This is a genomic window from Nocardioides anomalus (assembly GCF_011046535.1).
GTDB lineage: Bacteria > Actinomycetota > Actinomycetes > Propionibacteriales > Nocardioidaceae > Nocardioides > Nocardioides anomalus.
In genome coordinates this window covers 3,294,387-3,315,222 of record NZ_CP049257.1, presented here as the reverse complement: position 1 = coordinate 3,315,222, position 20,836 = coordinate 3,294,387, and the positions used below count along the sequence as shown (strand labels likewise).

The 20,836-nt window shown below is 70.8% G+C and carries 21 protein-coding genes; 8 read left to right on the top strand and 13 right to left on the bottom strand.

Annotation, left to right across the window (positions count from 1 at the left end; genetic code table 11):
- Positions 1-8: 8 nt before the first annotated feature.
- The 6 genes from G5V58_RS16660 to G5V58_RS16635 all read right to left on the bottom strand — a co-directional run bounded on the left by G5V58_RS16660 (position 9) and on the right by G5V58_RS16635 (position 6,342).
- Entirely contained in the window at positions 9-608 is a 600-nt protein-coding gene (locus G5V58_RS16660; RefSeq protein WP_165235151.1) for a helix-turn-helix transcriptional regulator, read from the bottom strand.
- Between the two features lie 140 nt (positions 609-748).
- Positions 749-2,509, bottom strand: coding sequence for an ABC transporter ATP-binding protein (locus G5V58_RS16655; protein WP_165235148.1), 1,761 nt, complete (start codon positions 2,507-2,509; stop codon positions 749-751).
- On the bottom strand, positions 2,506-4,224 hold the full coding sequence (locus G5V58_RS16650; protein ID WP_165235145.1) for an ABC transporter ATP-binding protein: 1,719 nt from the start codon (positions 4,222-4,224) through the stop codon (positions 2,506-2,508). The genes G5V58_RS16655 and G5V58_RS16650 overlap by 4 nt, the downstream gene beginning before the upstream one ends.
- Before the next feature lie 113 nt (positions 4,225-4,337).
- A complete protein-coding gene (locus G5V58_RS16645; RefSeq protein ID WP_165235142.1) occupies positions 4,338-5,303 on the bottom strand; it encodes a hypothetical protein in 966 nt (321 codons plus the stop codon).
- Positions 5,300-5,797: a DUF6328 family protein gene (locus G5V58_RS16640; protein ID WP_165235139.1), complete on the bottom strand. Its 498-nt coding sequence runs from the start codon at positions 5,795-5,797 to the stop codon at positions 5,300-5,302. The genes G5V58_RS16645 and G5V58_RS16640 overlap by 4 nt, the downstream gene beginning before the upstream one ends.
- A complete protein-coding gene (locus tag G5V58_RS16635; RefSeq protein ID WP_165235136.1) occupies positions 5,797-6,342 on the bottom strand; it encodes a YbaK/EbsC family protein in 546 nt (181 codons plus the stop codon). Before G5V58_RS16635 ends, G5V58_RS16640 begins: the two co-directional genes overlap by 1 nt.
- Before the next feature lie 96 nt (positions 6,343-6,438).
- Here G5V58_RS16635 and G5V58_RS16630 point away from each other — a divergent pair, with 96 nt between their 5' ends.
- Complete coding sequence (locus G5V58_RS16630) at positions 6,439-7,326, top strand: glycerophosphodiester phosphodiesterase family protein (RefSeq protein ID WP_165235133.1); 888 nt, start codon at positions 6,439-6,441, stop codon at positions 7,324-7,326.
- On the opposite strand, the gene G5V58_RS16625 is transcribed toward G5V58_RS16630, so the two are convergent.
- The 3 genes from G5V58_RS16625 to G5V58_RS16615 are packed head-to-tail and all read right to left on the bottom strand — an operon-like array spanning position 7,239 to position 9,093.
- Positions 7,239-7,592, bottom strand: a complete 354-nt coding sequence (locus tag G5V58_RS16625) for a PspC domain-containing protein (protein ID WP_165235130.1) — start codon at positions 7,590-7,592, stop codon at positions 7,239-7,241. The genes G5V58_RS16630 and G5V58_RS16625 overlap by 88 nt on opposite strands.
- Positions 7,589-7,909 (bottom strand): hypothetical protein, encoded by a 321-nt coding sequence (locus G5V58_RS16620; protein ID WP_165235127.1) that lies wholly within the window; start codon positions 7,907-7,909, stop codon positions 7,589-7,591. Before G5V58_RS16620 ends, G5V58_RS16625 begins: the two co-directional genes overlap by 4 nt.
- Complete coding sequence (locus G5V58_RS16615) at positions 7,906-9,093, bottom strand: PspC domain-containing protein (RefSeq protein ID WP_165235124.1); 1,188 nt, start codon at positions 9,091-9,093, stop codon at positions 7,906-7,908. Before G5V58_RS16615 ends, G5V58_RS16620 begins: the two co-directional genes overlap by 4 nt.
- 144 nt (positions 9,094-9,237) lie before the next feature.
- Here G5V58_RS16615 and G5V58_RS16610 point away from each other — a divergent pair, with 144 nt between their 5' ends.
- Together G5V58_RS16610 and G5V58_RS16605 are read left to right on the top strand one after the other, a co-directional pair.
- Complete coding sequence (locus G5V58_RS16610) at positions 9,238-10,530, top strand: ATP-binding protein (protein WP_165235121.1); 1,293 nt, start codon at positions 9,238-9,240, stop codon at positions 10,528-10,530.
- Between the two features lie 47 nt (positions 10,531-10,577).
- Complete coding sequence (locus G5V58_RS16605; RefSeq protein ID WP_230487370.1) at positions 10,578-11,192, top strand: LuxR C-terminal-related transcriptional regulator; 615 nt, start codon at positions 10,578-10,580, stop codon at positions 11,190-11,192.
- A gap of 160 nt (positions 11,193-11,352) precedes the next feature.
- Here G5V58_RS16605 and G5V58_RS16600 read toward each other — a convergent pair whose 3' ends face one another.
- The gene (locus G5V58_RS16600) at positions 11,353-11,853 is read right to left on the bottom strand and encodes a cupin domain-containing protein (protein WP_165235115.1); all 501 of its coding nucleotides are present in this window, start codon (positions 11,851-11,853) and stop codon (positions 11,353-11,355) included.
- Positions 11,854-11,902: 49 nt separating this feature from the next.
- Between G5V58_RS16600 and G5V58_RS16595 the strand changes: the two genes are divergently transcribed.
- The 3 genes from G5V58_RS16595 (at position 11,903) to pcrA (ending at position 15,418) form a co-directional block, all read left to right on the top strand.
- Positions 11,903-12,541, top strand: a complete 639-nt coding sequence (locus G5V58_RS16595; protein WP_165235112.1) for a TetR/AcrR family transcriptional regulator — start codon at positions 11,903-11,905, stop codon at positions 12,539-12,541.
- 10 nt (positions 12,542-12,551) lie between these two features.
- The gene (locus G5V58_RS16590; RefSeq protein WP_165235110.1) at positions 12,552-12,908 is read left to right on the top strand and encodes a hypothetical protein; all 357 of its coding nucleotides are present in this window, start codon (positions 12,552-12,554) and stop codon (positions 12,906-12,908) included.
- Positions 12,909-12,997: 89 nt separating this feature from the next.
- Positions 12,998-15,418, top strand: a complete 2,421-nt coding sequence (gene pcrA, locus G5V58_RS16585) for a DNA helicase PcrA (RefSeq protein ID WP_165235107.1) — start codon at positions 12,998-13,000, stop codon at positions 15,416-15,418.
- 414 nt (positions 15,419-15,832) lie between these two features.
- Here pcrA and G5V58_RS16580 read toward each other — a convergent pair whose 3' ends face one another.
- Both G5V58_RS16580 and G5V58_RS16575 read right to left on the bottom strand, forming a co-directional pair.
- Complete coding sequence (locus tag G5V58_RS16580; RefSeq protein WP_165235104.1) at positions 15,833-16,702, bottom strand: DNA adenine methylase; 870 nt, start codon at positions 16,700-16,702, stop codon at positions 15,833-15,835.
- The gene (locus tag G5V58_RS16575; RefSeq protein WP_165235101.1) at positions 16,699-18,168 is read right to left on the bottom strand and encodes a hypothetical protein; all 1,470 of its coding nucleotides are present in this window, start codon (positions 18,166-18,168) and stop codon (positions 16,699-16,701) included. Before G5V58_RS16575 ends, G5V58_RS16580 begins: the two co-directional genes overlap by 4 nt.
- 949 nt (positions 18,169-19,117) lie before the next feature.
- Between G5V58_RS16575 and G5V58_RS16570 the strand changes: the two genes are divergently transcribed.
- Both G5V58_RS16570 and G5V58_RS16565 read left to right on the top strand, forming a co-directional pair.
- A complete protein-coding gene (locus G5V58_RS16570) occupies positions 19,118-19,465 on the top strand; it encodes a hypothetical protein (RefSeq protein ID WP_165235098.1) in 348 nt (115 codons plus the stop codon).
- Positions 19,456-19,803, top strand: coding sequence for a tyrosine-type recombinase/integrase (locus tag G5V58_RS16565; RefSeq protein WP_165235095.1), 348 nt, complete (start codon positions 19,456-19,458; stop codon positions 19,801-19,803). Before G5V58_RS16570 ends, G5V58_RS16565 begins: the two co-directional genes overlap by 10 nt.
- 150 nt (positions 19,804-19,953) lie before the next feature.
- On the opposite strand, the gene G5V58_RS16560 is transcribed toward G5V58_RS16565, so the two are convergent.
- On the bottom strand, positions 19,954-20,586 hold the full coding sequence (locus G5V58_RS16560; protein WP_165235092.1) for a hypothetical protein: 633 nt from the start codon (positions 20,584-20,586) through the stop codon (positions 19,954-19,956).
- Between the last annotated feature and the right edge of the window lie 250 nt (positions 20,587-20,836).

The following is a 20,836-nucleotide window of genomic DNA, read 5'->3' as shown; positions in this document are numbered from 1 at the left end:
CGTCGGCCTCAGTTCAGCGTCGGCACCGGCGTCCCGAGGCTGCGCACCGCCCACAGCACCGCCTGTTGGCGGTTGGTGACGTTGATCTTGCGGTAGGCCAGCCGCAGGTGCGACTTGATGCTGTTCACGCTGAGCACCAGCTCGTCGGCGATCTGGGCGTTGGTCAGCCCGGTGCCGACCAGGTTGAGCACCTCGCGCTCGCGCGGGGTGAGGTCGTGGCTGGCGCGGTGGCGGTGCACCACGCGGTGGCCGGTCACCCGGGCCAGGGCGTCGACCAGCCCGACTGCGCTGACGTCCTCGCCCACGACGTGGCGCACGCCGGCCGCGCGGGCCCGCTCGGTCAGGTCGTCGCGGCCCTCGCGGGTCACGCCGACCACCGGCACGGCGGCGACCAGCTGGCGCAGCTCGTCGGGGTGGCCCCAGCGGCGGGCCAGGTCGTAGACGACCACGTCGACGGGGCCGAGCGGCTCCTGCGGATCGAGATCGGTGCCGCCGACGAGCACGACGCGGCGGGGGTGCTGCTGGACCAGGTGCACCAGCCCGGCCCGGATGAGCGAGTGCGGGCTGTAGATGGCGGTGAGGAGTGCGGCCGGTTCGGTAGGGAGCACGGAAAGACCTTTCTGCGTGTCCCCCCGGACTCGTAGATACTCGACAGTAACCCACCCGGCGTCGTAAGAGATGTCTTGTCACATTCTTTCGGGTGTTTTGTTGCCAGAGCCTTCTCGGGTGGCTCCCTCCCGGCCCGGGATCAGCTCCGGGAGCCGCCGTGCCAGCTGTCCCAGAGAGCGGCGTACGACCCCCCGGCCCGGACCAGCTCGTCGTGCGGGCCGAGCTCGCTGATCCGGCCGTCCTCGACCACCGCGACCCGGTCGGCGTCGTGGGCCGAGAACAGCCGGTGCGCGATGGCGACCACCGTGCGGCCCTCCAGCACGGCGGCCAGCGACCGCTCGAGGTGGCGCGCGGCGCGGGGGTCGATGAGCGAGGTCGCCTCGTCCAGGACCAGCGTGTGCGGGTCGGCCAGGACCAGCCGGGCCAGCGCGACCTGCTGGGCCTGCGGCGCGGTGAGGGCCCGGCCGCCGGAGCCGACGACGGTGTCGAGCCCGTCGGGGAGCGCGTCGACCCACTCCAGGGCGTCGACCGCCTCGAGCGCGGAGCGGATGTCGTCGTCGGTGGCGCCGGGCGGTGCGGCCAGCGCGAGGTTCTCGCGCAGGGTGCCGACGAAGACGTGGTGCTCCTGGGTGACCAGGGCGACGTGACCGCGCAGGTCGGCCAGGGGCAGGTCGACCAGGGCGACGTCGCCGACGGTGACCGAGCCGGTGCGCGGCGGGTGGATGCCGGCCAGCAGCCGGCCCAGCGTCGACTTGCCGGCGCCGGACGGGCCCACGACGGCCAGCCGGGAGCCGGGCTCGAGGTCCAGGTCCAGGCCGTGCAGGACGTCGCGCCCGCCCTCGGCGTAGGCGAAGCGCACGTCGCGGGCCTCGAGCTCCTCGCTGCGCGGCTGCGCGCCGGTGGCCCGGCGGTCGTCGGGCACCTCGGCCACCCCGAGCAGGCGGGCCAGCGAGGCGGCGCCGAGCTGGAGCTCGTCCAGGATCGACACGATCCGGTCGACCGGGTCGATGAGCATCTGCACGTAGAGCACCGCGGCCGTGACCTCGCCCAGGCTCACGCTGCCCTGGGTGTAGAGGTAGCCGCCCAGCAGCAGGGTCGCCACCGTCGGGATCAGGTAGGACAGCTCCATGCTGGGGAAGAAGACCGTGCGCAGGTAGAGCGTGTAGCGCTCGGCGGCGTACGACTCGCGCACGTCGTCGTCGGCGGCCCGGACGCGCTCCGGCGCGAGGCCGAGCGCCTCGACGGTGCGGGCGCCCTCGACGGTCTCGGTGAGCGTCGCGTTGATCCGGGAGTACGACGCGGACTCGCGCAGGTAGCCGTCCTTGGCCCGGGCGAGGTACCACCGCAGCCCGATGACCAGCGGCGGCAGGCCGAGCAGCACCGGGAGCGCCACCCACCAGCCGACGCTGAGGGCGGCCACGAAGGTCGCCACCGCGGTGATGACGGCGATGGTCCACTCCGGCAGGGCCTGGCGCACCGACCAGTTGAGCTGGTCCACGTCGCGGCCGGTGCGGGTCAGCAGGTCGCCGGAGCCGGCCGACTCGACCGTGCCCAGCGGCAGGGCCAGGGTGTGCTCGACGAAGTCCTCGCGGAGCTGGGCCAGCACCTGCTCGCCCAGGACCTGGCTGGTCAGCCGGGCGTAGCGGGTGAGCACGGTCTGCGCGACGAGGAACGCCGCCAGGGCGGCGACCACGCGGTCCACGTGGCCGACCGTGGTGCCCTGCTCGACGGCCTGGACCAGGTCGCCGAGCAGCCGCGGCGCGGCCAGCGCGGTCAGGGCGGCGGCGACGTGCAGGGCCAGCGCGCCGTACAGCAGCCGGGGGTGCCGGCGGGCCAGGACCCGGACGTACGCGCGGAGCGCCGGGGCGTCGGCCACGGGCAGGGCGGTGCCGGCGCTCACGCGACCACCTCGCTGTCGTCGCTCTCGCGGGTCACCACTGTGCGGTACGCCGGCACGCGGTCCAGCAGCTCGCCGTGCGTCCCGGTGGCCACCACCCGGCCGTCCTGCAGGAACGCCACCTCGTCGGCGCCGTCGAGCAGCAGCGGGCTGGAGGAGACCACGACGGTGGTGCGTCCGGCGCGGTGGTCGCGCAGCCGGGCCGCGATCGTCGCCTCGGTGTGCGCGTCGACGGCCGACGTCGGCTCGACCAGGACGAGCACCTCGGGGTCGCGGGCCAGCGCGCGGGCCAGCACCAGCCGCTGGCGCTGGCCGCCGGAGAAGGTGCGGCCGCGCTCGGCCACCACCGTGTCGAGGCGGTCGGGCAGGGCCTCGAGGATGTCCTCGGTCGCGGCCGTGCGCAGCGCCGCGGTCGGGTCCGCGCCGGGCGCGGCCAGCACGTCGCCGAGCCGGCCCGAGAACAGCGCGGAGCCGGTGTCGGACACGACGATCCGGCTGCGCACGTCGGCCCGGCGCAGCCGGCTCAGCGGGGTGCCGCCCAGGGTGACCTCGTCGTCGACCTCGGGGGCGCTGAGCCCCAGGCGATCGGCCAGCGCGGCCGCCTCGTCGGGCTGGTCGGCGACCAGCACGGTGAGCCGGCCGGGCCGGACCACGAGGCCGCTGCGGGCGTCGGCGAGCACGGCGCCGGCCGGGGGCAGCGCGGCCGGGTCTGCGGGATCGTCGTGGTCGGGCTCGAGGGCGAGCACCCGGCACACCCGGGCCGCCGCGACCCGCCCGCGGATGAGCTTGTTGGCGTACTCCGTCGCCGTGCGCAGCGGGATGAGCAGGAACGCCGAGTAGCCGTAGAACGCCACCAGGTCGCCGGGCGTGATGCGCCCCTGCACGGCGTACCGCGCGCCGAGCCAGACCACGGCCACCACGAAGACGCCGGGCAGGAACACCTGCAGGGCGTCGAGCACCGACTGCAGCCGCGCGACCTGGACGCCGGCGAAGCGCGTGCGCTGCGACTCGCGGCGGTAGCGCTCGTGGAAGACCTGCTCGCCGCCGATCCCGCGCAGCACCCGCAGGCCGCTGACGATGTCGCTCGCGGTGTTGGCCAGGTCGCCCATGAGGTGGCGCTGGTGGGCGGTGCGCCGGTTGAGTGGCCGGAGCAGCGGCGTGATGAGGGCCATGAGCAGCGGCACGCCGATGAGGACGAGCAGCCCGAGCGGCACCGAGGCGGTGAGCAGGATGACGGCGACCAGCAGGAAGGCGACCACCGCGCCCGCGAAGCGGGCCGAGACGTCCATGACGTTGCCGAGGTGGGCCAGGTCGGTGCCGCCGATCGCGGCCACCTCGCCGGTCGAGACCTTGCGGGGCAGCGTGCCGCCCAGGTGCACCGCCTGCCGGGTGACCAGCTGGACGGTGCGGTAGGCCGTGGTCAGCCAGTTGGTCACCGCGAAGCGGTGCCGCATGATCCCGGTGAAGGCCTGGAGCAGCCCGATGGCGAGCATCACCGCGGCGTAGGTCACCAGCGCCGAGCCGTCCTTGGCCGCCACGCCGCGGTCGATCGCGCGGCCGATCACCGCGGGCATGACCGCCTGGCAGCTCATCCAGACGATGCCGAAGGCCATCCCGCCGGCCAGCGTGCGCCACTGGCCCTTGGCCAGCCACCACAGCAGCGCACCGGGCGAGCTGTGGACCGCCTCGCCGGGATGGTCGAGGGGGAGGCGGCGCACTCGCTCAAGGCTAGGCAGCCGGCTCTTCGCTGGCGAACGGATTACCCGGCGGGGTGGTCGCCGTGTGACCTGGCCCTCAACCAGCCCTCGACCAGCCCTCGACCAGCCCTCAGCTAGCCCTCTCCGCCGCCGATGGAGGTGAGGAAGCCGCACGAGGCCTTGGCGTACTCGAGGGCGCTGGCCGCGGCCGTCGGCCCCATCCGCAGGATGAACTGGCCGGCCTGGCCGTCGACGTGCACGTTGAGGGCGAACGCCGCGAAGCTGCCGGACTCACCGAAGGCGTGCGCGTCGCAGCGGGTCGGCCGCAGCGGCACCGCGACGCGCTGGGGCGGGTCGTCGCCGCGGACCGTCAGGTGGGCGTCGTACACGCCGAGGTCACCGGGGGAGAGCACCGGGTTGCCGGCGATGGTGTCGATGACCAGCGTCGGTCCGCGGCGCCCGGTGGTGTCGACGACCAGGGTCATGGTGCCGACCGAGCCCTCGCCGCCGTCACCGTCGGCGGTGACCTCGTCGGCCCACGAGAGCTTCGCGATGGAGTCGATGCTCAGCTCGAGGCAGCGGGCGGCGGCGGTGCGCTGGATCACGTCGGCCTCGTCCTCGACGGGGACCGTGGCCGTGCGCCGGTCGCCGTCGACGGTGTAGTCGACGGTGACCGTGCCGCCGTCGGCCTCGCGGCCGCAGGCGGGTCGGCCCGGCAGGAGGAACTGGAAGCCCCGTCGCGCCTGGGACGGGATGTCGCGCAGCCGGGTGCCGGTCAGCGGGGTGCGGAACCGGGCGTCGGTGTAGGTCACCCGGGTCGGCGTGATGAGCGTGTCGGTGTCGTTGTCGACCCACACCTGGAAGCGGCCGGCCGCGCCGTCGCGCGAGGACTGCTCGATGTCGGCCTTGAGCTTCCCGCTCGGCGGCGGCTCCGGCGGGAGCGTGACCGGCGTCAGCGTGAACAGCGACGACTCCGAGGGGCTCGGGGCGGACGACCCGGACGACCCGGGCGGTCCGGACGCGCCGCTGTCGTCGCCGGTGCACCCGCTGGTGAGCAGGGCGAGAACGGCGACGAGGGTGAGGGCGGCCCGGCTGTTCATCTGCGCACGAGGGTACGAGGCAGCACGAACAGCAGCCCGGTGAGCACGACGCCCAGCGCCGCCCCGGTGACCACGGCCGCGGTGCGGTCGAGGAGCACGTCGAAGATGAAGGTGACGATGCCCGCGACCAGGGTGGCCAGCAGCACGAGCGCCAGCCGCATGAAGAAGGCCCCGGCGGCGACGACCTTGCCCTTGACGCGCAGCCCGGCGAGCCGCCGGTGGATGGCCACGGGGGTGAGCACCAGCGCGACGACCAGGGCGCTGAGGACGACCAGCGCGAGGTAGAAGCCCTCCTGGCTGTCGCTCAGCGCACTGAAGCGCTGCGAGAACGGCAGCGTGAGCAGGAAGCCGGCAGTGAGCTGGGCGCTGGTCTGGACGACGCGCAGCTCCTGGAGCATGTCGTTCCACTTGCGGTCCTCGCGCTCCGCCTCGGTCTCGTCGCGCTCCTTGTCGGGACCCTCGGGGTCCTCGCGCTCGTCGCCGATCTCCGCCATCAGCCTGCCAGCCCCTCGACCACCTCGGCCCCCGGCAGCGCGGCGGCGAGCCGGCCCGGCAGCAGCAGCTTGGAGCGGCGCACGCCCGAGCCGATCACCGCCACGTCGACGTCCAGCACGTGCGGATCGACCAGCAGCCGCCACGACGCGGGCAGCCCGACCGGGGTGATCCCGCCGTACTCCATCCCGGACTCCTCGACCGCGCGGTCCATCGGCAGGAACGAGCACTTGCGCACGTCGAGCGCGCGCTTGACCACGGTGTTGACGTCGGCGCGCCGGTCGGCGCGGACCAGGCAGGCCGCGACCCGCTCCTCGCCGTCGCGCTTGCCGCCGACGACCACGCAGTTGGCGCCGGTGTCCATGCCGAGGTCGTACGCCGCGCTCATCGCGGCCGTGTCGGCGACCTCGGGGTCGATCTCCACCACGGCCAGCTCCGCGCCGTGCTCCCACGACCGGAGCGCGGCGAGGACCGGCGGCGCGAGCAGCTCGGGGTGCTCCAGGGCGGGCAGCGACGCGAGGCGGCCCAGGGTCGGCAACGTCGACATGGCAGAAGAGTGTCACTTCCGGTTCACGTCGTCTGCGCCTCCCGGCCACGTGTCCCGCGGACCGTCGGTGTCATGGGATCGGCCACGAGACCACTGGTGATCGGTCACCGCGGAGCCCCCGGCTACCGCCCCGAGCACACGCTCGCGTCGTACCGCCTGGCCCTCGCCCAGGGCGCCGACGCCGTCGAGCCCGACCTGGTCCTCACCGCGGACGGCGTCGCCGTGCTGCGCCACGAGAGCGACCTGACCCGGACCACCGACATCGCGGTGCGCGCCGACTTCGCCGACCGGCCCTGGCGGGTGGAGGCGCTGACCCTCGCCGAGCTGAAGTCGCTGCGCGCCACCGAGCGCTGGCCGGCGCGCCGGCCCGGCAGCGCGCGCTTCGACGGCTACTTCGAGGTGGCCACCCTCGACGAGCTGCTGCTGCTCCTGGCCGACGAGTCGCGCCGGCGCGGGCGCCGGGTCGGGCTCAACGCCGAGCTCAAGTCCTGCGAGCTGCCGGCCGAGGCTCAGCGGCTCGAGGACACGGTGCTCGCCTCGCTGCGCGACCACGGCCTGGACCACGTCCACGCGGGGGTGGTGCTGCAGAGCTTCGACCCGCTCAGCGTGCGCCGGCTGCGCGAGCGGACCCCGCTGCCGCTGGTCCAGCTGGTCGAGGGGGCCGGCTCACCGCTGCTCACGCCGGCCGGACTGGCCGAGGTGGCGACGTACGCCGACGTGCTGGCCCTCGACGTCCCCGCGCTGCTCGCGCGACCCGGGCTGGTCGGTCCCGCGCACCGGGCCGGGCTCGGCGTCCTGGCCTACACCGTGCGCCACGACGACCCGGACGGCCCCGCCGCGGTGGCGGGACGCGTCCAGGCCCTGGTCGAGGCGGGCGTGGACGGGCTGTTCAGCGATCAGCCGGACCAGACGCTGGCGGTCTGCGCCGCGTACGCCGGGTCCACGTCGACGTCCCTCGGCACGATCGCCCAGGCCGCGAGGTAGGCGATGACCACCGTGCCGGCGCCCAGGACCGTCACGAGGACGGTCAGCACCCGCACCAGCGTGGGGTCGATGCCGAAGTGGTCGGCCAGCCCGGCGCACACGCCGCCCAGCATCTTGTCGTCGGTGCGGCGCACCAGGCGGCGCGGCACCCTGGCCGACGAGGCGTACTGCTGGTCGGCGTTCGGGCTCGCCGGCGGCGGCGTCGGCTGGGCCGTGGGCTGGGCCGGCGGCTGGTCGGCCTGCTGGCTGGTGGGCTCGGTGGTCATGGGCGCTCCTCGGTCGGGTCGGTCGGGTCGGTCGGGATCTGGACGGTCGGGGTCGGCTCGGGCCCGCCGGCCCAGCCGGTCTGCCTGACGGCGTAGCGGCGGCTGCCGGTGATGGCCGTGGCGGTCAGCCCGGCCGCGCCGGCCAGGACCCAGGGGATGGGCATCAGCCAGCGGACGTCGTCGCCGCCGACGGTGTCGCTCTGCACCAGCGCCCAGATGCCGAGGATGCCGAGCAGGGCGATCCCCATGACCAGGTGGCCGATGTTGAGCTGGTGCCGCCCGCTCGGGCGGCCGTCGTCGTTCAGGGTGTCGTTCACGATGCCCCCTCCAGGACCTTGATCTCGCCGAGGTCCACGTCGGCCTCGATGGACAACGTGGGTGCGCCGGGGCCCGCCTCGTGCCGCGAGACGTCGCCGATGCCGACGCCGCCGCGCTCGTCGCCGAACAGCTCGAGGTGGCCCGGGCCGTGGATCTGCGCGTCGACCTCGACGGTGAGCCCGGCGGGGACGACCACCTCGATGCGGCCGAGGTCGGCGTCGAGCTCCAGGGACCGCCCGTCCAGGGCGGGGAGGTCCTGCACGCGGGTGAGGTCGAGGACGATCTCGCCGGCCGAGGTGTCCAGCCGGCTCGGGACGGCGGCGGCGGTGAGCGGGGTGCGGTTGATGTCGCCGCCCTCGACGTCCTGGGCGGCCGTGGTGAGGGTCAGCGCCAGCGAGGCGACGAGCCCGACGAGGATCAGCCCGCCGGCCCGGCCCCAGAAGGCGCCGACCAGCAGCATCAGCCCGCAGGCGCCCACGACCACGGCCGGGTAGGCCGAGTCGGCCACGCCCGCGCCGGCGGCGTCGGCGATGCCGAGCACGCCGATGCCGAGGGCGGCCAGGGCGAGGGTGAACCAGAACAGCCTGGGTCCGCGCTTGCGCGGGTTGCGCGGGAGCGGTCGGTACGCCGGCGGCGCGACGTACGCCGCGGGCCCGGTCGGCACCGGCTCGCCGGTGATCGGGTCGGGTCGGTGGGGGACCGGCGGCGCGGTCGGCACCACCTTGCGGTCCCGGTCGACGACGCCGACGACGAGGAAGACCAGCAGCCCGATGGCGATGGCCACCGGCCACGGGAAGAAGTCGTTGCCGAGGGTGTCGCTGAGCAGTGCGAGCCCGGCGAGGATGCCGACACCGACCAGCGCGAAGCCGCGGTTGCGGTCGTCGAGCCCGAGCGGGCGGCGGAGGCTGCCGTCCTCGGGGACGAGGAGCCAGCACGCGGCGTACGCGATGAGGCCGGCGCCGCCGAAGAAGACCAGCACCACGAACGCGACCCGCAGGATGACGGGGTCGATGTCGAGGTGCCGGGCCAGGCCGCCGGCGACGCCCGCGATCTTGCGGTCGGGCCCGGTGGTGCGGCGGATCGAGCCGAGCTCCTTGAGCTCCTCGCGGGTCGCGCGGGGTCCCTCGGCGCCCGGCGGCGGGGCGTCGGGACGCTCCTCGGCCTCGGGGGGAGTGGTGGTCATGGCACCAAGGTTGTGCCCTCGCGGCGCTGCGGACCATCGGGGACGACCCTGAATCCGACCGGAGGGGCGGGCGCCGTCCTCAGGGTCGGCTCGGGGTGCTTCTCCATGGGGTGGACCGCTCTGACCTGCGACAGTTGACCCGTCATGACCAGTGCACCCACCCACCCGCCGCGCGAGTGGCGACGCGTCACGCGCGACTCCGAGAGCCCCGTGCTCGGCGGCGTCGCCTCCGGGCTGGCGCGCCACTTGGCGGTGCCGGTGCTCTGGGTGCGCGCGGCGTTCCTGCTGGCCACCGCGATCAGCGGGCTCGGCATCGCGATGTACATCGGCCTGTGGCTGGTCGTGCCGTCGGACTCCCGCTTCGAGACCGGCACGCCCGGCGCCGAGAGCGCGACCCGCGGCGGCCGGCGCCCGCGCCGCTCGCGCCGGCTCACCGACGCCGGCCCGGCGATCGCGCTGGCCGCGCTCGGCCTCGGCGTGATCCTGGTGGCGCAGGCGACGCTCGGCAGCGGCGCGGTGTTCTGGCCCATCGTCATCGGCCTGGCCGGCGTCGCGCTGCTGTGGCGCCAGGCCGACGAGGTCCAGCGCGAGCGCTGGCTCGACACCTCGGGGCGGCTCGACCCGGTGCGCATGGTCTTCGGCTCGGGCGGGCTCGCGTCGTACGCCCGGGTGGCCGCCGGTGTCGCCCTCATCGTCGTGGCGCTGGTCGTGGTCGGGCTGACCGGCAACGGCTTCGGCCAGGCGCGCGTCGCCCTCGCGGCGGGGCTGCTCGGCGTGGTCGGGCTCTCGCTGGTCGTGGGGCCGTGGGTGTTCCGGCTGGCCAGCGACCTCGGGGCGGAGCGCGAGGAGCGCATCCGGGTCGAGGAGCGCGCCGACGTGGCCGCCCACCTGCACGACTCGGTGCTGCAGACCCTCGCGCTCATCCAGAAGAGCTCGCACGACCCCACCACCGTGGCCCGCCTGGCCCGGGCGCAGGAGCGCGACCTGCGCGCGTGGCTCTACGTCGGCGAGTCCACCGACGACTCCTCCCTGGCCGGCGCGCTGCGGTCCGCGGCCGCCGAGGTCGAGGACACCTACGGCGTCACCGTCGACGTGGTCGCCGTCGGCGACTGCCCGCACGACGAGGTGCTGCGCCCGCTCGTGCAGGCCACCCGCGAGGCGGTCACCAACGCCGCCAAGCACGCCGGCACCGGCCGGGTCGACGTCTACGCCGAGGTCGGCGACGAGAGCGTCGACGTCTTCGTCCGCGACCGCGGCGCCGGGTTCGCGCTGGACGACGTACCCGAGGACCGGTACGGCGTGCGCCGCAGCATCATCGACCGGATGGCCCGCCACGGCGGCACCGCCGAGGTCCGCTCGGCGCCCGGCGAGGGCACCGAGGTCCGGCTCCACCTGTCCCGCCCGACACCCCCTGCGTCACCCGAGGAGACCTTGTGACCACCCCCGCCCGTCCCGTGCCGGTCGTCATCGTCGACGACCACGCGATGTTCCGCAGCGGCGTGCGCGCCGAGCTCGCCTCCGCCGGCGCCGGCGTGGTCGAGGTGCTGGCCGAGGCCGCCGACGTCGACCAGGCCGTCAGGGCCGTGGCCGAGCACCGGCCCGACGTGGTCCTGCTCGACGTGCACCTGCCCGGCGGCGGCGGCGTCGAGGTGATGCGCCGCTCGGCCCTCACCGCGCCGGACACCCGCTACCTCGCGCTCTCGGTCTCCGACGCGGCCGAGGACGTCATCGGCACCATCCGCGGCGGCGCCCGCGGCTACGTCACCAAGACCATCACCGGCCCCGAGCTGGTCTCGGCCATCCGCCGGGTCGCCGACGGCGACGCGGTCTTCTCGCCGCGGCTGGCCGGTTTCGTGCTCGACGCCTTCGCCGGCTCCATCGAGGTGGCCGCCGTCGACGAGGACCTCGACCGGCTCACCGAGCGCGAGCGCGAGGTGATGCGGCTCATCGCCCGCGGCTACGCCTACAAGGAGGTGGCCAAGGAACTGTTCATCTCCATCAAGACCGTCGAGACCCACATGTCGTCGGTCCTGCGCAAGCTCCAGCTCTCCTCGCGGCACGAGCTGACCCGCTGGGCCTCCGACCGTCGGCTGCTCTGACGAGCAGTCACCGGTCTGCGACCCAGCGCGTCAGCTCGTGCCGCGAGGAGAGCTGGAGCTCGCGCAGCACCGACGACAGGTGCGTCCCGACCGGCTGGCCGACGGCGCACCGATGGCGCACCGACGGGCGCACCGAGGGCTCACCGAACCGGGGCCGCCCTCACTCCGGGATGGGTGGCCCGACGACCTCGAGGCCGTAGCGCGGCCCGACCTCGACCCACTTGGGGATCTCCACCTCCGGGGTCTGGCCGTCCTCGCCCGGGAGCCGCCGCTCCGCCGCCGGCAGCCCGACCTCGTCGTACAGGTGCAACAGCCCGGCCGGGGCGGTGAGGGCGAGCAGCTTGGCGGGGGAGTCCCCGCGGATCCGGAACGCGTGCGGCACGCCCTGGGGCAGGTGGATGAAGCAGCCGTCGTAGAGCTCGTGCAGCTCCTCGCCCGCCTGGTAGGACAGCCGGCCCTCGAGGACGAAGAACGCCTCGGCCTCCTGGCTGTGCCGGTGCAGGGGCGTGGCGATGCCCGGCGGCTGGGTCACCAGCGCCACGCCGAGCCGGTCGCTCTGGCCGCGCTCGAGGAGGTGCTCGAAGAGCGACCCCATGGCCCAGGTCGCGCGGCCGGTGCCGGGCTCGTGGACCACCAGCTGCTCACCCTCGTGTGTCGACATGCCGAGCTCCTGAGATTGATCCGAAGGGCTTTCGGATAAATTAGGCCGCATGGGGGAGCGGGTCAAGCGGTCCTACGACGCCTCGCGACGGCGGGCGGCCGCCGAGGCGACCCGGCTGTCCGTCCTCGCGGCGGCCCGGGAGCTCTTCGTCGAGCAGGGGTACGCCGCCACGTCGGTCCAGGCGGTGGCCGAGCGGGCCGGGGTCTCCCTGGACACCGTCTACGCCACGGTCGGCCGCAAGGCGCAGCTGCTGCTCGCCGTGCACGACATGGCGCTCGCCGAGGGCCCCGCTCCGGTGCCGGCCGGGCAGCGCGACTACGTGCGGGCGGTGGAGGAGGCGCCGACCGCCGAGGCCAAGATCCGCACGTACGCCGCCGCCATGGGCCGGGTGCTGCCGCGGTCGGTGCCGATCATGCGGGCGCTGCAGGAGGCGGGGGGCACCGAGCCCGAGTGCGCCGCGCAGCACCGCGCGATCAGCGAGCGCCGGGCCGCCAACATGCGGTTGTTCGTGGCCGGACTGCGCGCGGCCGGCGGGCTGCGCGAGGACCTGTCCGACGACGACGCGGCCGACCTGGTCTGGTCGCTCAACAGCCCGGAGTGGTTCGAGCTGGTGACCTCGCGCGGCAGGACCCCCGAGCAGTACGCCGACGTGCTGGCCGACGTACTCGTGCGCACGCTGCTCGCCTAGTCTTCGGCTCGTGCACACGCTCCGGCTGATCCTGCTCTTCGCCCACCTGCTCGGGTGGGCGGCGCTGTTCGGCGGGCTGCTCGCGCAGGCCCGCGAGCCCTACAAGCGAGTCAACGCGGCGATGCGCGACGGGGTCGGCACGGCGTTCCTGACCGGGCTGGCGCTGGTCGGCGTGCTCGAGGCCGGGGACGGCGACGTGAACCACGCCAAGATCGCGGTCAAGGCCGTCATCGGGCTGGTGCTGCTCGTGCTGGTGATGGTGAACATGCGCAAGGAGGCGATCCCGCAGGGGCTGTGGACCGGCCTGCTGGTGCTCACCGCGGCCAACGTCGCGGTGGCGGTCTTCTGGTCGACCGCCCACGGCTGAGGCACGGCTGGGGGGCCCGGCTCGCCCTCTGACAGGGCGGCTCCGGCGCCGCCGCAGCTGGGGGCGGCGGCACGTAGGGTTGGGCTGTCATGAGCACCGACGCGCTGCCCGGCTTCGAGCACCTCACCGCGACCGCGGAGCAGGCGCCGCGCCGCTCCGGGCCGAGCCGCGACGAGCTCCTCGCGGGGCTCAACGAGCCGCAGCGTGCCGCGGTGGTCCACGAGGGCGCGCCGCTGCTGGTCGTGGCCGGCGCGGGCTCGGGCAAGACCCGGGTGCTCACCCGGCGGATCGCGTGGCTGATCTCCGAGCGCAAGGCCCACCCCGGCTCGATCCTCGCCATCACCTTCACCAACAAGGCCGCGGCCGAGATGAAGGAGCGCGTCGAGGAGCTGGTCGGCAAGCGCGCGCGGATCATGTGGGTCTCGACGTTCCACTCCGCCTGCGTGCGCATCCTGCGCAAGGAGATCGATAGGCTCGGCTACAAGTCGTCGTTCTCGATCTACGACGCCGCCGACCAGAAGCGGCTGATGACCAACGTGGTCAAGGAGCTCGACCTCGACCCGAAGAAGTTCCAGCCCGGGTCGCTGCTGCACTGGGTCTCCGACCACAAGAACGAGCTGCGCGACGCCGCCGAGGCGACCGACCTGGCCAGCAACAAGCTGGAGGAGACCTACGCCGCGGCGTACACCCTCTACGCGAAGCGGCTGCGCCAGGCCAACGCGCTCGACTTCGACGACCTGATCATGCTCACCGTCCACCTGTTCCAGCAGTTCCCGGACGTGCGCGAGGTCTACCGGCGCCGGTTCCGGCACGTGCTGGTCGATGAGTACCAGGACACCAACCACGCGCAGTACGCCCTCATCGCCGAGCTGTGCGCGCCGCGCTACGAGGAGGTCGAGACCTCCGGCGGCGAGCGGGTCGAGCCGGCCGAGCTGATGGTCGTCGGTGACGCCGACCAGTCGATCTACGCCTTCCGCGGCGCGAACATCCGCAACATCCTCGACTTCGAGCAGGACTTCCCCGACGCGACGTCGATCCTGCTGGAGCAGAACTACCGCTCCACCCAGACCATCCTCACCGCGGCCAACTCCGTGATCGGCCACAACAAGGGCCGCAAGGACAAGAAGCTCTGGTCCGACGCCGGCGACGGCGAGCGGATCGTCGGCTACGTCGCCGACGACGAGCACGACGAGGCGCGCTTCGTCTCCAGCGAGATCGACAAGCTGACCGACGAGGGCCACAAGCCTGCCGACGTCGCGGTGTTCTACCGCACCAACGCGCAGTCGCGGGTCTTCGAGGAGGTCTTCATCCGCACCGGCCAGCCCTACCGCGTCGTCGGCGGGGTCCGGTTCTACGAGCGCCGCGAGATCCGCGACGCCCTGGCCTACCTGCGGCTGCTGGTCAACGGCGCCGACGAGGTCAGCCTCGACCGGATCCTCAACGTCCCCAAGCGCGGGATCGGCGACACCACCGTGGCCGCCGTCCGCGCGTACGCCGCCGGCAACGGGCTCACCTTCTTCGAGGCGCTGCGGCGCGCGGGCGACGTGCCGGGCCTGGCCACCCGCGCCGTGACCGCGATCGACGGCTTCGTGGCGATGATCGAGGAGCTCCAGTCGATGGTCGACGCCGGCGAGCGGCCCGACGTCGTGCTCGAGTCGGTGCTCGAGCGCTCGGGCTACCTCAAGATGCTCGAGGACTCCGACGACCCGCAGGACGAGACCCGCCAGGAGAACCTCGGCGAGCTCGTCGCCGTGGCCCGCGAGTTCGCCGACGACCCCGTCGCCGGTCCCTCCGCCGACCCGACCGACGTCGACGCCGGCGTGCTGACCCCCGGCCTGCCCGACTTCCTCGAGCGCGTCTCGCTGGTCGCCGACACCGACCAGATCCCCGCCGGCGACGAGGGCCTGGTCACCCTGATGACCCTCCACACCGCCAAGGGCCTGGAGTTCCCCGTCGTCTTCCTCACCGGCCTCGAGGACGGCGTCTTCCCCCACTCGCGCTCCCTCGGCGACCAGCCCGAGCTCGAGGAGGAGCGCCGGCTGGCCTACGTCGGCCTCACCCGCGCCCGCGAGCGCCTCTACATCTCCCGCGCCGTCGTCCGCTCCGCCTGGGGCGCCCCCAGCCACAACCCCGGCTCCCGCTTCCTCGACGAGCTCCCCGTCGACCTCGTCGACTGGCGCCGCACCGAGGCCGCCCAGGCCGCCTGGAACCGCCCCGACCTCTCCTCGTCGTACGGCGGCGGAGGCGGCTGGGGCTCCGGCTCACCCACCGACCGCGGCCGCCGCAACTTCTCCTCCGCCGCCGCCCGAGCCGACGCCGCCAGCAAGGCCAAGCCCGCCCGCACCATCCCCTCCCTCGACCCCGGCGACCGCGTCCTCCACGACTCCTTCGGCATGGGCACCGTCGTCACCGTCGAAGGCGAAGGCGACAAACAAGTCGCGAGCATCGACTTCGGCAGCGAAGGCGTGAAACGCCTCCTCCTGCGCTACGCACCTGTCGAGAAGCTCTAGTCCGTCCGCTTCGCGTCCGTGAGCTTCTCTCTCGGTTCGCAGCGCAGGAGGAGTCGCTTCACGCCCTCGCTGCCGAAGTCGATGCGAGCGACTTTTTGTCGCCCAGCCTTCGACGGTGACGACGGTGCCCATGCCGACGGAGTCGTGGAGGACGCGGTCGCGAGGTGGGTCTTGTCGTCGGGCTCTGCATCTCAGCCAGCGGATACGAGCAGATGACCGGATCTGACGAGCCCCCGTTGTTCTGAGTGCGTCACTCCGCCCACTGTGACGCGGGTGCAAGGCACCGAGAGCGGACCTTCGCGGTGTATGCATCAGGAGCGCGTGCTTGCCAGACGAAGCGCTACTGCTCGTGCCCTACGGTTTACGATCCGAGCGCGCGAGGACCATGTGGAATCGACATGGCTGCGGTCAGGGTCAGGATTGATCTAGCGTCGTCGAGATGTCCAGTGGGTCGGAGAACACCATGACCTCGGTGGCCTTTGTGACCCTGTGTGCCGAGTAGTGCAGGCCGAACTCGACCCTCCGCCTCGCGCCGTAGAGGGCCGACACTTGGGGAACGTTGTCGTATGTCAACACCCAGTTCTTCTTTGCACGGCCGTTCATGATCTTGGCAAGTGCCTCATGGTTTGCTGCCTTGAAAGCGTTGAGATACAGCGAGCCAGCCTTTTCGAAGTACGGAGGGTCGGCGTAGACGAAGGTGTCTGCTCGTCTGGTTGCTTCACGAATGACGTCGAGCCCGTCGCGAGAGCTGACGGTGATCTTGTCGGCGTAAAGCGAGATGATCCGGACTCGCTCCTGGAGGCCGTCGCGATTGAACCGCGCATCGATCTTGTAGTTGCCTGTCTGGTCGAGGCCACCGATAGGGCCGCCGTTCAACACACCAGACCTGTTGGTCCTGTTCAGGTAGAACGTAGCAAAACCGAGCTCCGCCATGTCAGCCTCGTTCGCCGCCATATAAATGGCCTTCTGCCGCTTCCACTCACGAACGTCGAGCCTTACTTTCTGAATCCTCTTGATCATCAGGTCTGGGTTATTAACAAGGGTTGTCCAGAAGGCAGCAATCGCGGGGTCAAAGTCGTTGATGACGATGCGACCAACTTGGCCGGTTGCCAACAGGCTCAGGGCGGCTCCTGCGCCGCCTGCGTAAGGCTCGACGTAGGTGCATCCTGCAAGACCGTTGTTTCGGATGAGTTCTCGGAGCCTCGGGTACAGGGCAGATTTGCCTCCCGGGTACCTTAAGGGCGAAACCTGTGGTCGTTTTGCTACACGAGTTGTCGGCGTCATGGTTTCAACGCGAAGCGCAGGATGGAGTTGATCGAGTTCCACATATGCAGGGCTTCGTCTGGATCGACCAGGTAGTGGTGGTTGTGATTGATTGCGTTCAATGCGTTCGCTGACCCTCCGAAATTGAGGAGCTTGCCGCTAAGCACGGCCTTGATTGGTTGCACTAGTGACTTGGGCCCGTTGGCATTGACGTAGTCGTGCAGCCAGTTGAGCGCGTCAGCTAGTTGTACATAGCCGCTCTTGTTCGGCTTGATTGTGTGTCCATTAATCTCGGCGTACGACTTGATAGAACGTTCAAGAACTGCGCGGAAGACCACGACGGCAACGTTCGGGGTCCGCTGGATGTCGATAGCGGACAACTCAGACATCAGCGTGGTCATTGCCTGCGGATAGGTGGGCGGGACCGAAAGTAGCGACAGGTCCAGGTTGCGAACCTTCACCTTTGGAGGCGCCGCGGCCTTCTTAGCGGTCTTCTTAGCGGTCTTCTTGGTTGGGCCTCCCGGCGGGGAACCAGTTCCGCCGCCACCCCCGGGGGTAGGCGGCCCTGCAGGAGGGGTTCCACTAGGTCCGGTGGGTTTCAAAACCGCGCCGGGATCGGCAGCACAGATCGATTCGAGATCGGACATCAGGAGCACGAACCGCGGAGCTGTAACAGAGTTCAAACTTCGAGTATCTAGCTCGCCGTCCTTGATGCCTTGAACGATGTGCTCTGCTACCAAGGCAAAGGTCTTGTCTGAGATGGACTTCGAGAGTTTCCCCTTGTCGTCCATCTCCAAGCCCGTGAGTGATAGGAAGTCCTTTGATTCGTAGATTCGCGCCAGAGCCGACAGGCTCCGCTTCCACTTGCTGGTCTGGAGGAAGTCAGCGAGAGCCGGATCCGAGTACTTCGCGCTCTTGAACAGATTGACCATGTGGCCCCGAAAGACGAACTTGCGAACATCGATGGTCGGGTAGCGCGTGAGCAGCTGGGAGTACGTGCGTCCCGCGTCGATCTGTGCCTGGAAGAAGGCAGCCTGCCGCGCAGGAGTCCAAGCACGTCGAAGGTTTGAGGTGTGCAGGGAAGCGATCAGCTGGTCGGCTTGAGATTGGTTGGGTGCAACCTTGACGGAGATCTTCTTCAAGGCAGATTTGTTGGGGATGCCTGCGCTGAGGTTCTTAATGCGAGTCTTGAACTCAGGGACGAGCAACGGATTCTGAATAGCCTTCAGGGCGGCCACCCGGCGATTGCCCTCAACGACGATGTAATTACCCTTGCGCTTCACTACGATTGGAATCTCGTGAATCAGGTAACCGATCTGAGCGATACCCTCAACGAGCCCCAGGGCATTTTCGTTCGCGAACAGGTCTTCGAGGATGTCTGCTTCAACTGCGTTGGACGCAGTCTCCAGGCGAACGTTGGATGGGTCGAGGTGCAGTTCGCTGATCACATCCAACTGGAGCTCCTGCCAAGCGGACATATTGAGCATGCGGACGGGCCTCCCTCTAGCTGATCGAGCGCCGGGCCAACCCTAGACGTGCCGGTGAGCACGAGGTGCCACATCCGAGTCGAAACGCGATCGAGTCTCTGAGGCGCATGATGCGTGACGCGAAACTACCGGCCGTCACATGGCTCCGTTCTTCGTGGCGCAAGCTCAAGCGACGCGTCGTCCGCGTCGATCCAGGGACATCTGCGGTTATGCCCGGCCGCGCAGCGCGTGATTCCGCCGCGAGGTGGACTGCCTGCCACTCTCAGCCCAGTCAAAGTCCTGCTTGCCGAGCAACCACTGCTGCAATGACCTCAGCAACGACGCTCCGGGACACTGTGGCCAGTTGCCCCGACGCTTTGCGTAGGGCGCCCTTCTCGTCAGGGTCGTCGGTGAGATCCTCGGCCTGCCGCAACGCAGATAGCAGTTGCTCTACTGCTGTGTCTCCGTCCGGCCAAAGGCCGGTTGCGCGGCGGCCCCTCTCGGTGACTCCCGAAGCAAAGGCCAAGTAGATCTCACCGTCCCCAGTGCGCTGGACCTTGCCTGCTAGGTACACCCCAATGAGTGCATCGAAGGCACGGGCGGCGTCATCGGGTTCTAAGTCAAGCGCTTGAGCCGCCTGGCCATGCACCACCGAGTTTTCCGTCTGAAGTTGGCGGGCTACCTCCACAAGCACAGGTAAGTCTCGGCTGTGCCATTGGTCGGGAAGACTCACTCGCTTCACAGGCGCGACCCTAGTCTGAGATCTCGCAACACGTGTCCCGCCGACGCAGGCGCCGATGCAGCACTCGTCGCAGGTGCCTCCGCTACGCCGGGCACACCCACGAGCTCTACACGTATCAGGTGCGTCGCTGGTTCGAGTGGTGCGAAGGCAACGAGTCGGACCCGCTCCTGGGGATCCAACGCGCACACGTCGAGCTGTACATCCGCAGCCTGGGCGACGCCCGGGCTGATGGCCTCCTCGATCAACACGATGATGCATGGCGTCCGCGGCTTCTTCCGGTTCGCCCACATCGACGGCACGATCCCGGCCGACCCCGCCGTGTACGCCCGGCTACCCAAGGTGCACAGCGACGAGTCCCGAACCCAAGGCCTCGACCGGCTCGAGTTGATCCGCTTCCTGCAGGTCGCCCAGACCATCACCGTCCACCACGGCGCCTTGGCTTACCTGCTGGGCATCACCGCGCTCCGCGCATCCGAGGCTGCTGCAGTCCGAATCGAGCTTTACGCGGAGACCCTTCGCGGCCATCGGGTGTGCACCTGGTGGGAAAGGGCGACAAGCCGGCGACCATGCCCCTGACCGTCCCGGTCCTCCGCGTCCTTGAAGCTTGCCGCGGCGAACGGATCACCGGTCGGTTGATCCTGCGGCCGCTGTCGGGCAAGCCGATCGACCGTCGCGACGCGTACCGCATGGTTATGCGGGTTGCGAAGGCGGCTGGGATCCCGCGGCATATCAGCCCGCACTCCCTACGTCACGCTGCTATCACCAACGCTTTGGACGCCGGCGTGCCCCTCCGGGACGCCCAGATCCTTGCGCGGCACGCCGACCCCAGAACCACCGAGCGCTACGACCGAGCACGTGGCAACCTCGACCGCCCCGGCGTCCACTTCCTCACCGCGTACGTTGCCGGCGTCTGACCGACTCAAGCGGGTGCACCAACTCTGCCGCATAGCGAACGCGTCCGGATCCCGAGCGGTGGCTTTGGATCACTTCCAATGACACGCCACACGCATCCTGTCGATCTCGCTATAGAGCCCGCACCTGGGCCACAGATCGGCGTCGGCGCCTTAGACCGGCAGATCCTCGAACGCCTTTTGCAACTGGTCCTCACCCCATGAGGCGTCGAGTAGCAAACAGTCATAGCTGGGGCCGCGATTCTCGTTGCGGACCTCGTCGAAGAATGACCGCGCCGCCTCGTGCAATTGGGCAGGGATGAAGAGGAAGGCGACGTCGTCGGGCGTGAACGAGAGGCCACGGGGAACACGCCACTCGCGCTCCCATTCCCACTGACTGAACCATGCTGTCTCGGAGGCAAGGTCCACGAACGGTGTGAGTTGCCAGATCTCGGCAGCGGGGTCGGACTCCGCTTTGGCCGCGGCGACCATCGAACGCCACCTGTCAGCGAGGCTCGACGGGTCGTCGACGTACCAGACACGAGCTCCGCCGTTTGCGACTAGGAAAGCCTGCTTGAAACCGATCCCAAACTGGCTCCGGTTTTCGACGATCCGGTCGAGTTGGTCCAGGGGGATCTCGGACAGACAGACGGACTTCTGTGTCTCGTCGAGGAAGTCATACTCCGCCGCGAGCCCAAACGGTCGGCTCGGGTTCAAGTTTCCAGTCGACAGGATCCCCATCACTGGCCAGTAGCCATCAGTGTTCTCGTCCGCGCCTGTGGTGAAGTGGACCGCGTACTCCGACATGTCACGCCACCCTGTGTGTCCTCGGTACCCCAGCACGTTTGGTTTCCAATCCTCGGTGTTTCCTGGCTGCTCCAGGGTCAATCATCGTTACAGGCGACACCATCCATCTGCCTACGCCGGGCTGGGTCGCACGGACCTAGTGCCCATCATCCGCATTGAGGGGCGCGAGGCCACGGCTTCGGCAGGAAAGCCAACGACCTCTGCATCGAACCCAGCCGAAAAATCGTAAAGGCTCCAAGCGACGTCCCAG

Bases quoted from the DNA above. Each gene is read 5' to 3' on its own strand.
- G5V58_RS16645 (WP_165235142.1), bottom strand. From the start codon at position 5,303: ATGAACAGCCGGGCCGCCCTCACCCTCGTCGCCGTTCTCGCCCTGCTC.
- G5V58_RS16640 (WP_165235139.1), bottom strand. From the start codon at position 5,797: ATGGCGGAGATCGGCGACGAGCGCGAGGACCCCGAGGGTCCCGACAAG.
- G5V58_RS16635 (WP_165235136.1), bottom strand. From the start codon at position 6,342: ATGTCGACGTTGCCGACCCTGGGCCGCCTCGCGTCGCTGCCCGCCCTG.
- G5V58_RS16625 (WP_165235130.1), bottom strand. From the start codon at position 7,592: ATGACCACCGAGCCCACCAGCCAGCAGGCCGACCAGCCGCCGGCCCAG.
- G5V58_RS16615 (WP_165235124.1), bottom strand. From the start codon at position 9,093: ATGACCACCACTCCCCCCGAGGCCGAGGAGCGTCCCGACGCCCCGCCG.
- G5V58_RS16610 (WP_165235121.1), top strand. From the start codon at position 9,238: ATGACCAGTGCACCCACCCACCCGCCGCGCGAGTGGCGACGCGTCACG.
- G5V58_RS16605 (WP_230487370.1), top strand. From the start codon at position 10,578: ATGTTCCGCAGCGGCGTGCGCGCCGAGCTCGCCTCCGCCGGCGCCGGC.
- G5V58_RS16600 (WP_165235115.1), bottom strand. From the start codon at position 11,853: ATGTCGACACACGAGGGTGAGCAGCTGGTGGTCCACGAGCCCGGCACC.
- G5V58_RS16595 (WP_165235112.1), top strand. From the start codon at position 11,903: ATGGGGGAGCGGGTCAAGCGGTCCTACGACGCCTCGCGACGGCGGGCG.
- pcrA (WP_165235107.1), top strand. From the start codon at position 12,998: ATGAGCACCGACGCGCTGCCCGGCTTCGAGCACCTCACCGCGACCGCG.
- G5V58_RS16580 (WP_165235104.1), bottom strand. From the start codon at position 16,702: ATGACGCCGACAACTCGTGTAGCAAAACGACCACAGGTTTCGCCCTTA.
- G5V58_RS16575 (WP_165235101.1), bottom strand. From the start codon at position 18,168: ATGCTCAATATGTCCGCTTGGCAGGAGCTCCAGTTGGATGTGATCAGC.
- G5V58_RS16570 (WP_165235098.1), top strand. From the start codon at position 19,118: ATGGCCTCCTCGATCAACACGATGATGCATGGCGTCCGCGGCTTCTTC.
- G5V58_RS16565 (WP_165235095.1), top strand. From the start codon at position 19,456: ATGCCCCTGACCGTCCCGGTCCTCCGCGTCCTTGAAGCTTGCCGCGGC.
- G5V58_RS16560 (WP_165235092.1), bottom strand. From the start codon at position 20,586: ATGTCGGAGTACGCGGTCCACTTCACCACAGGCGCGGACGAGAACACT.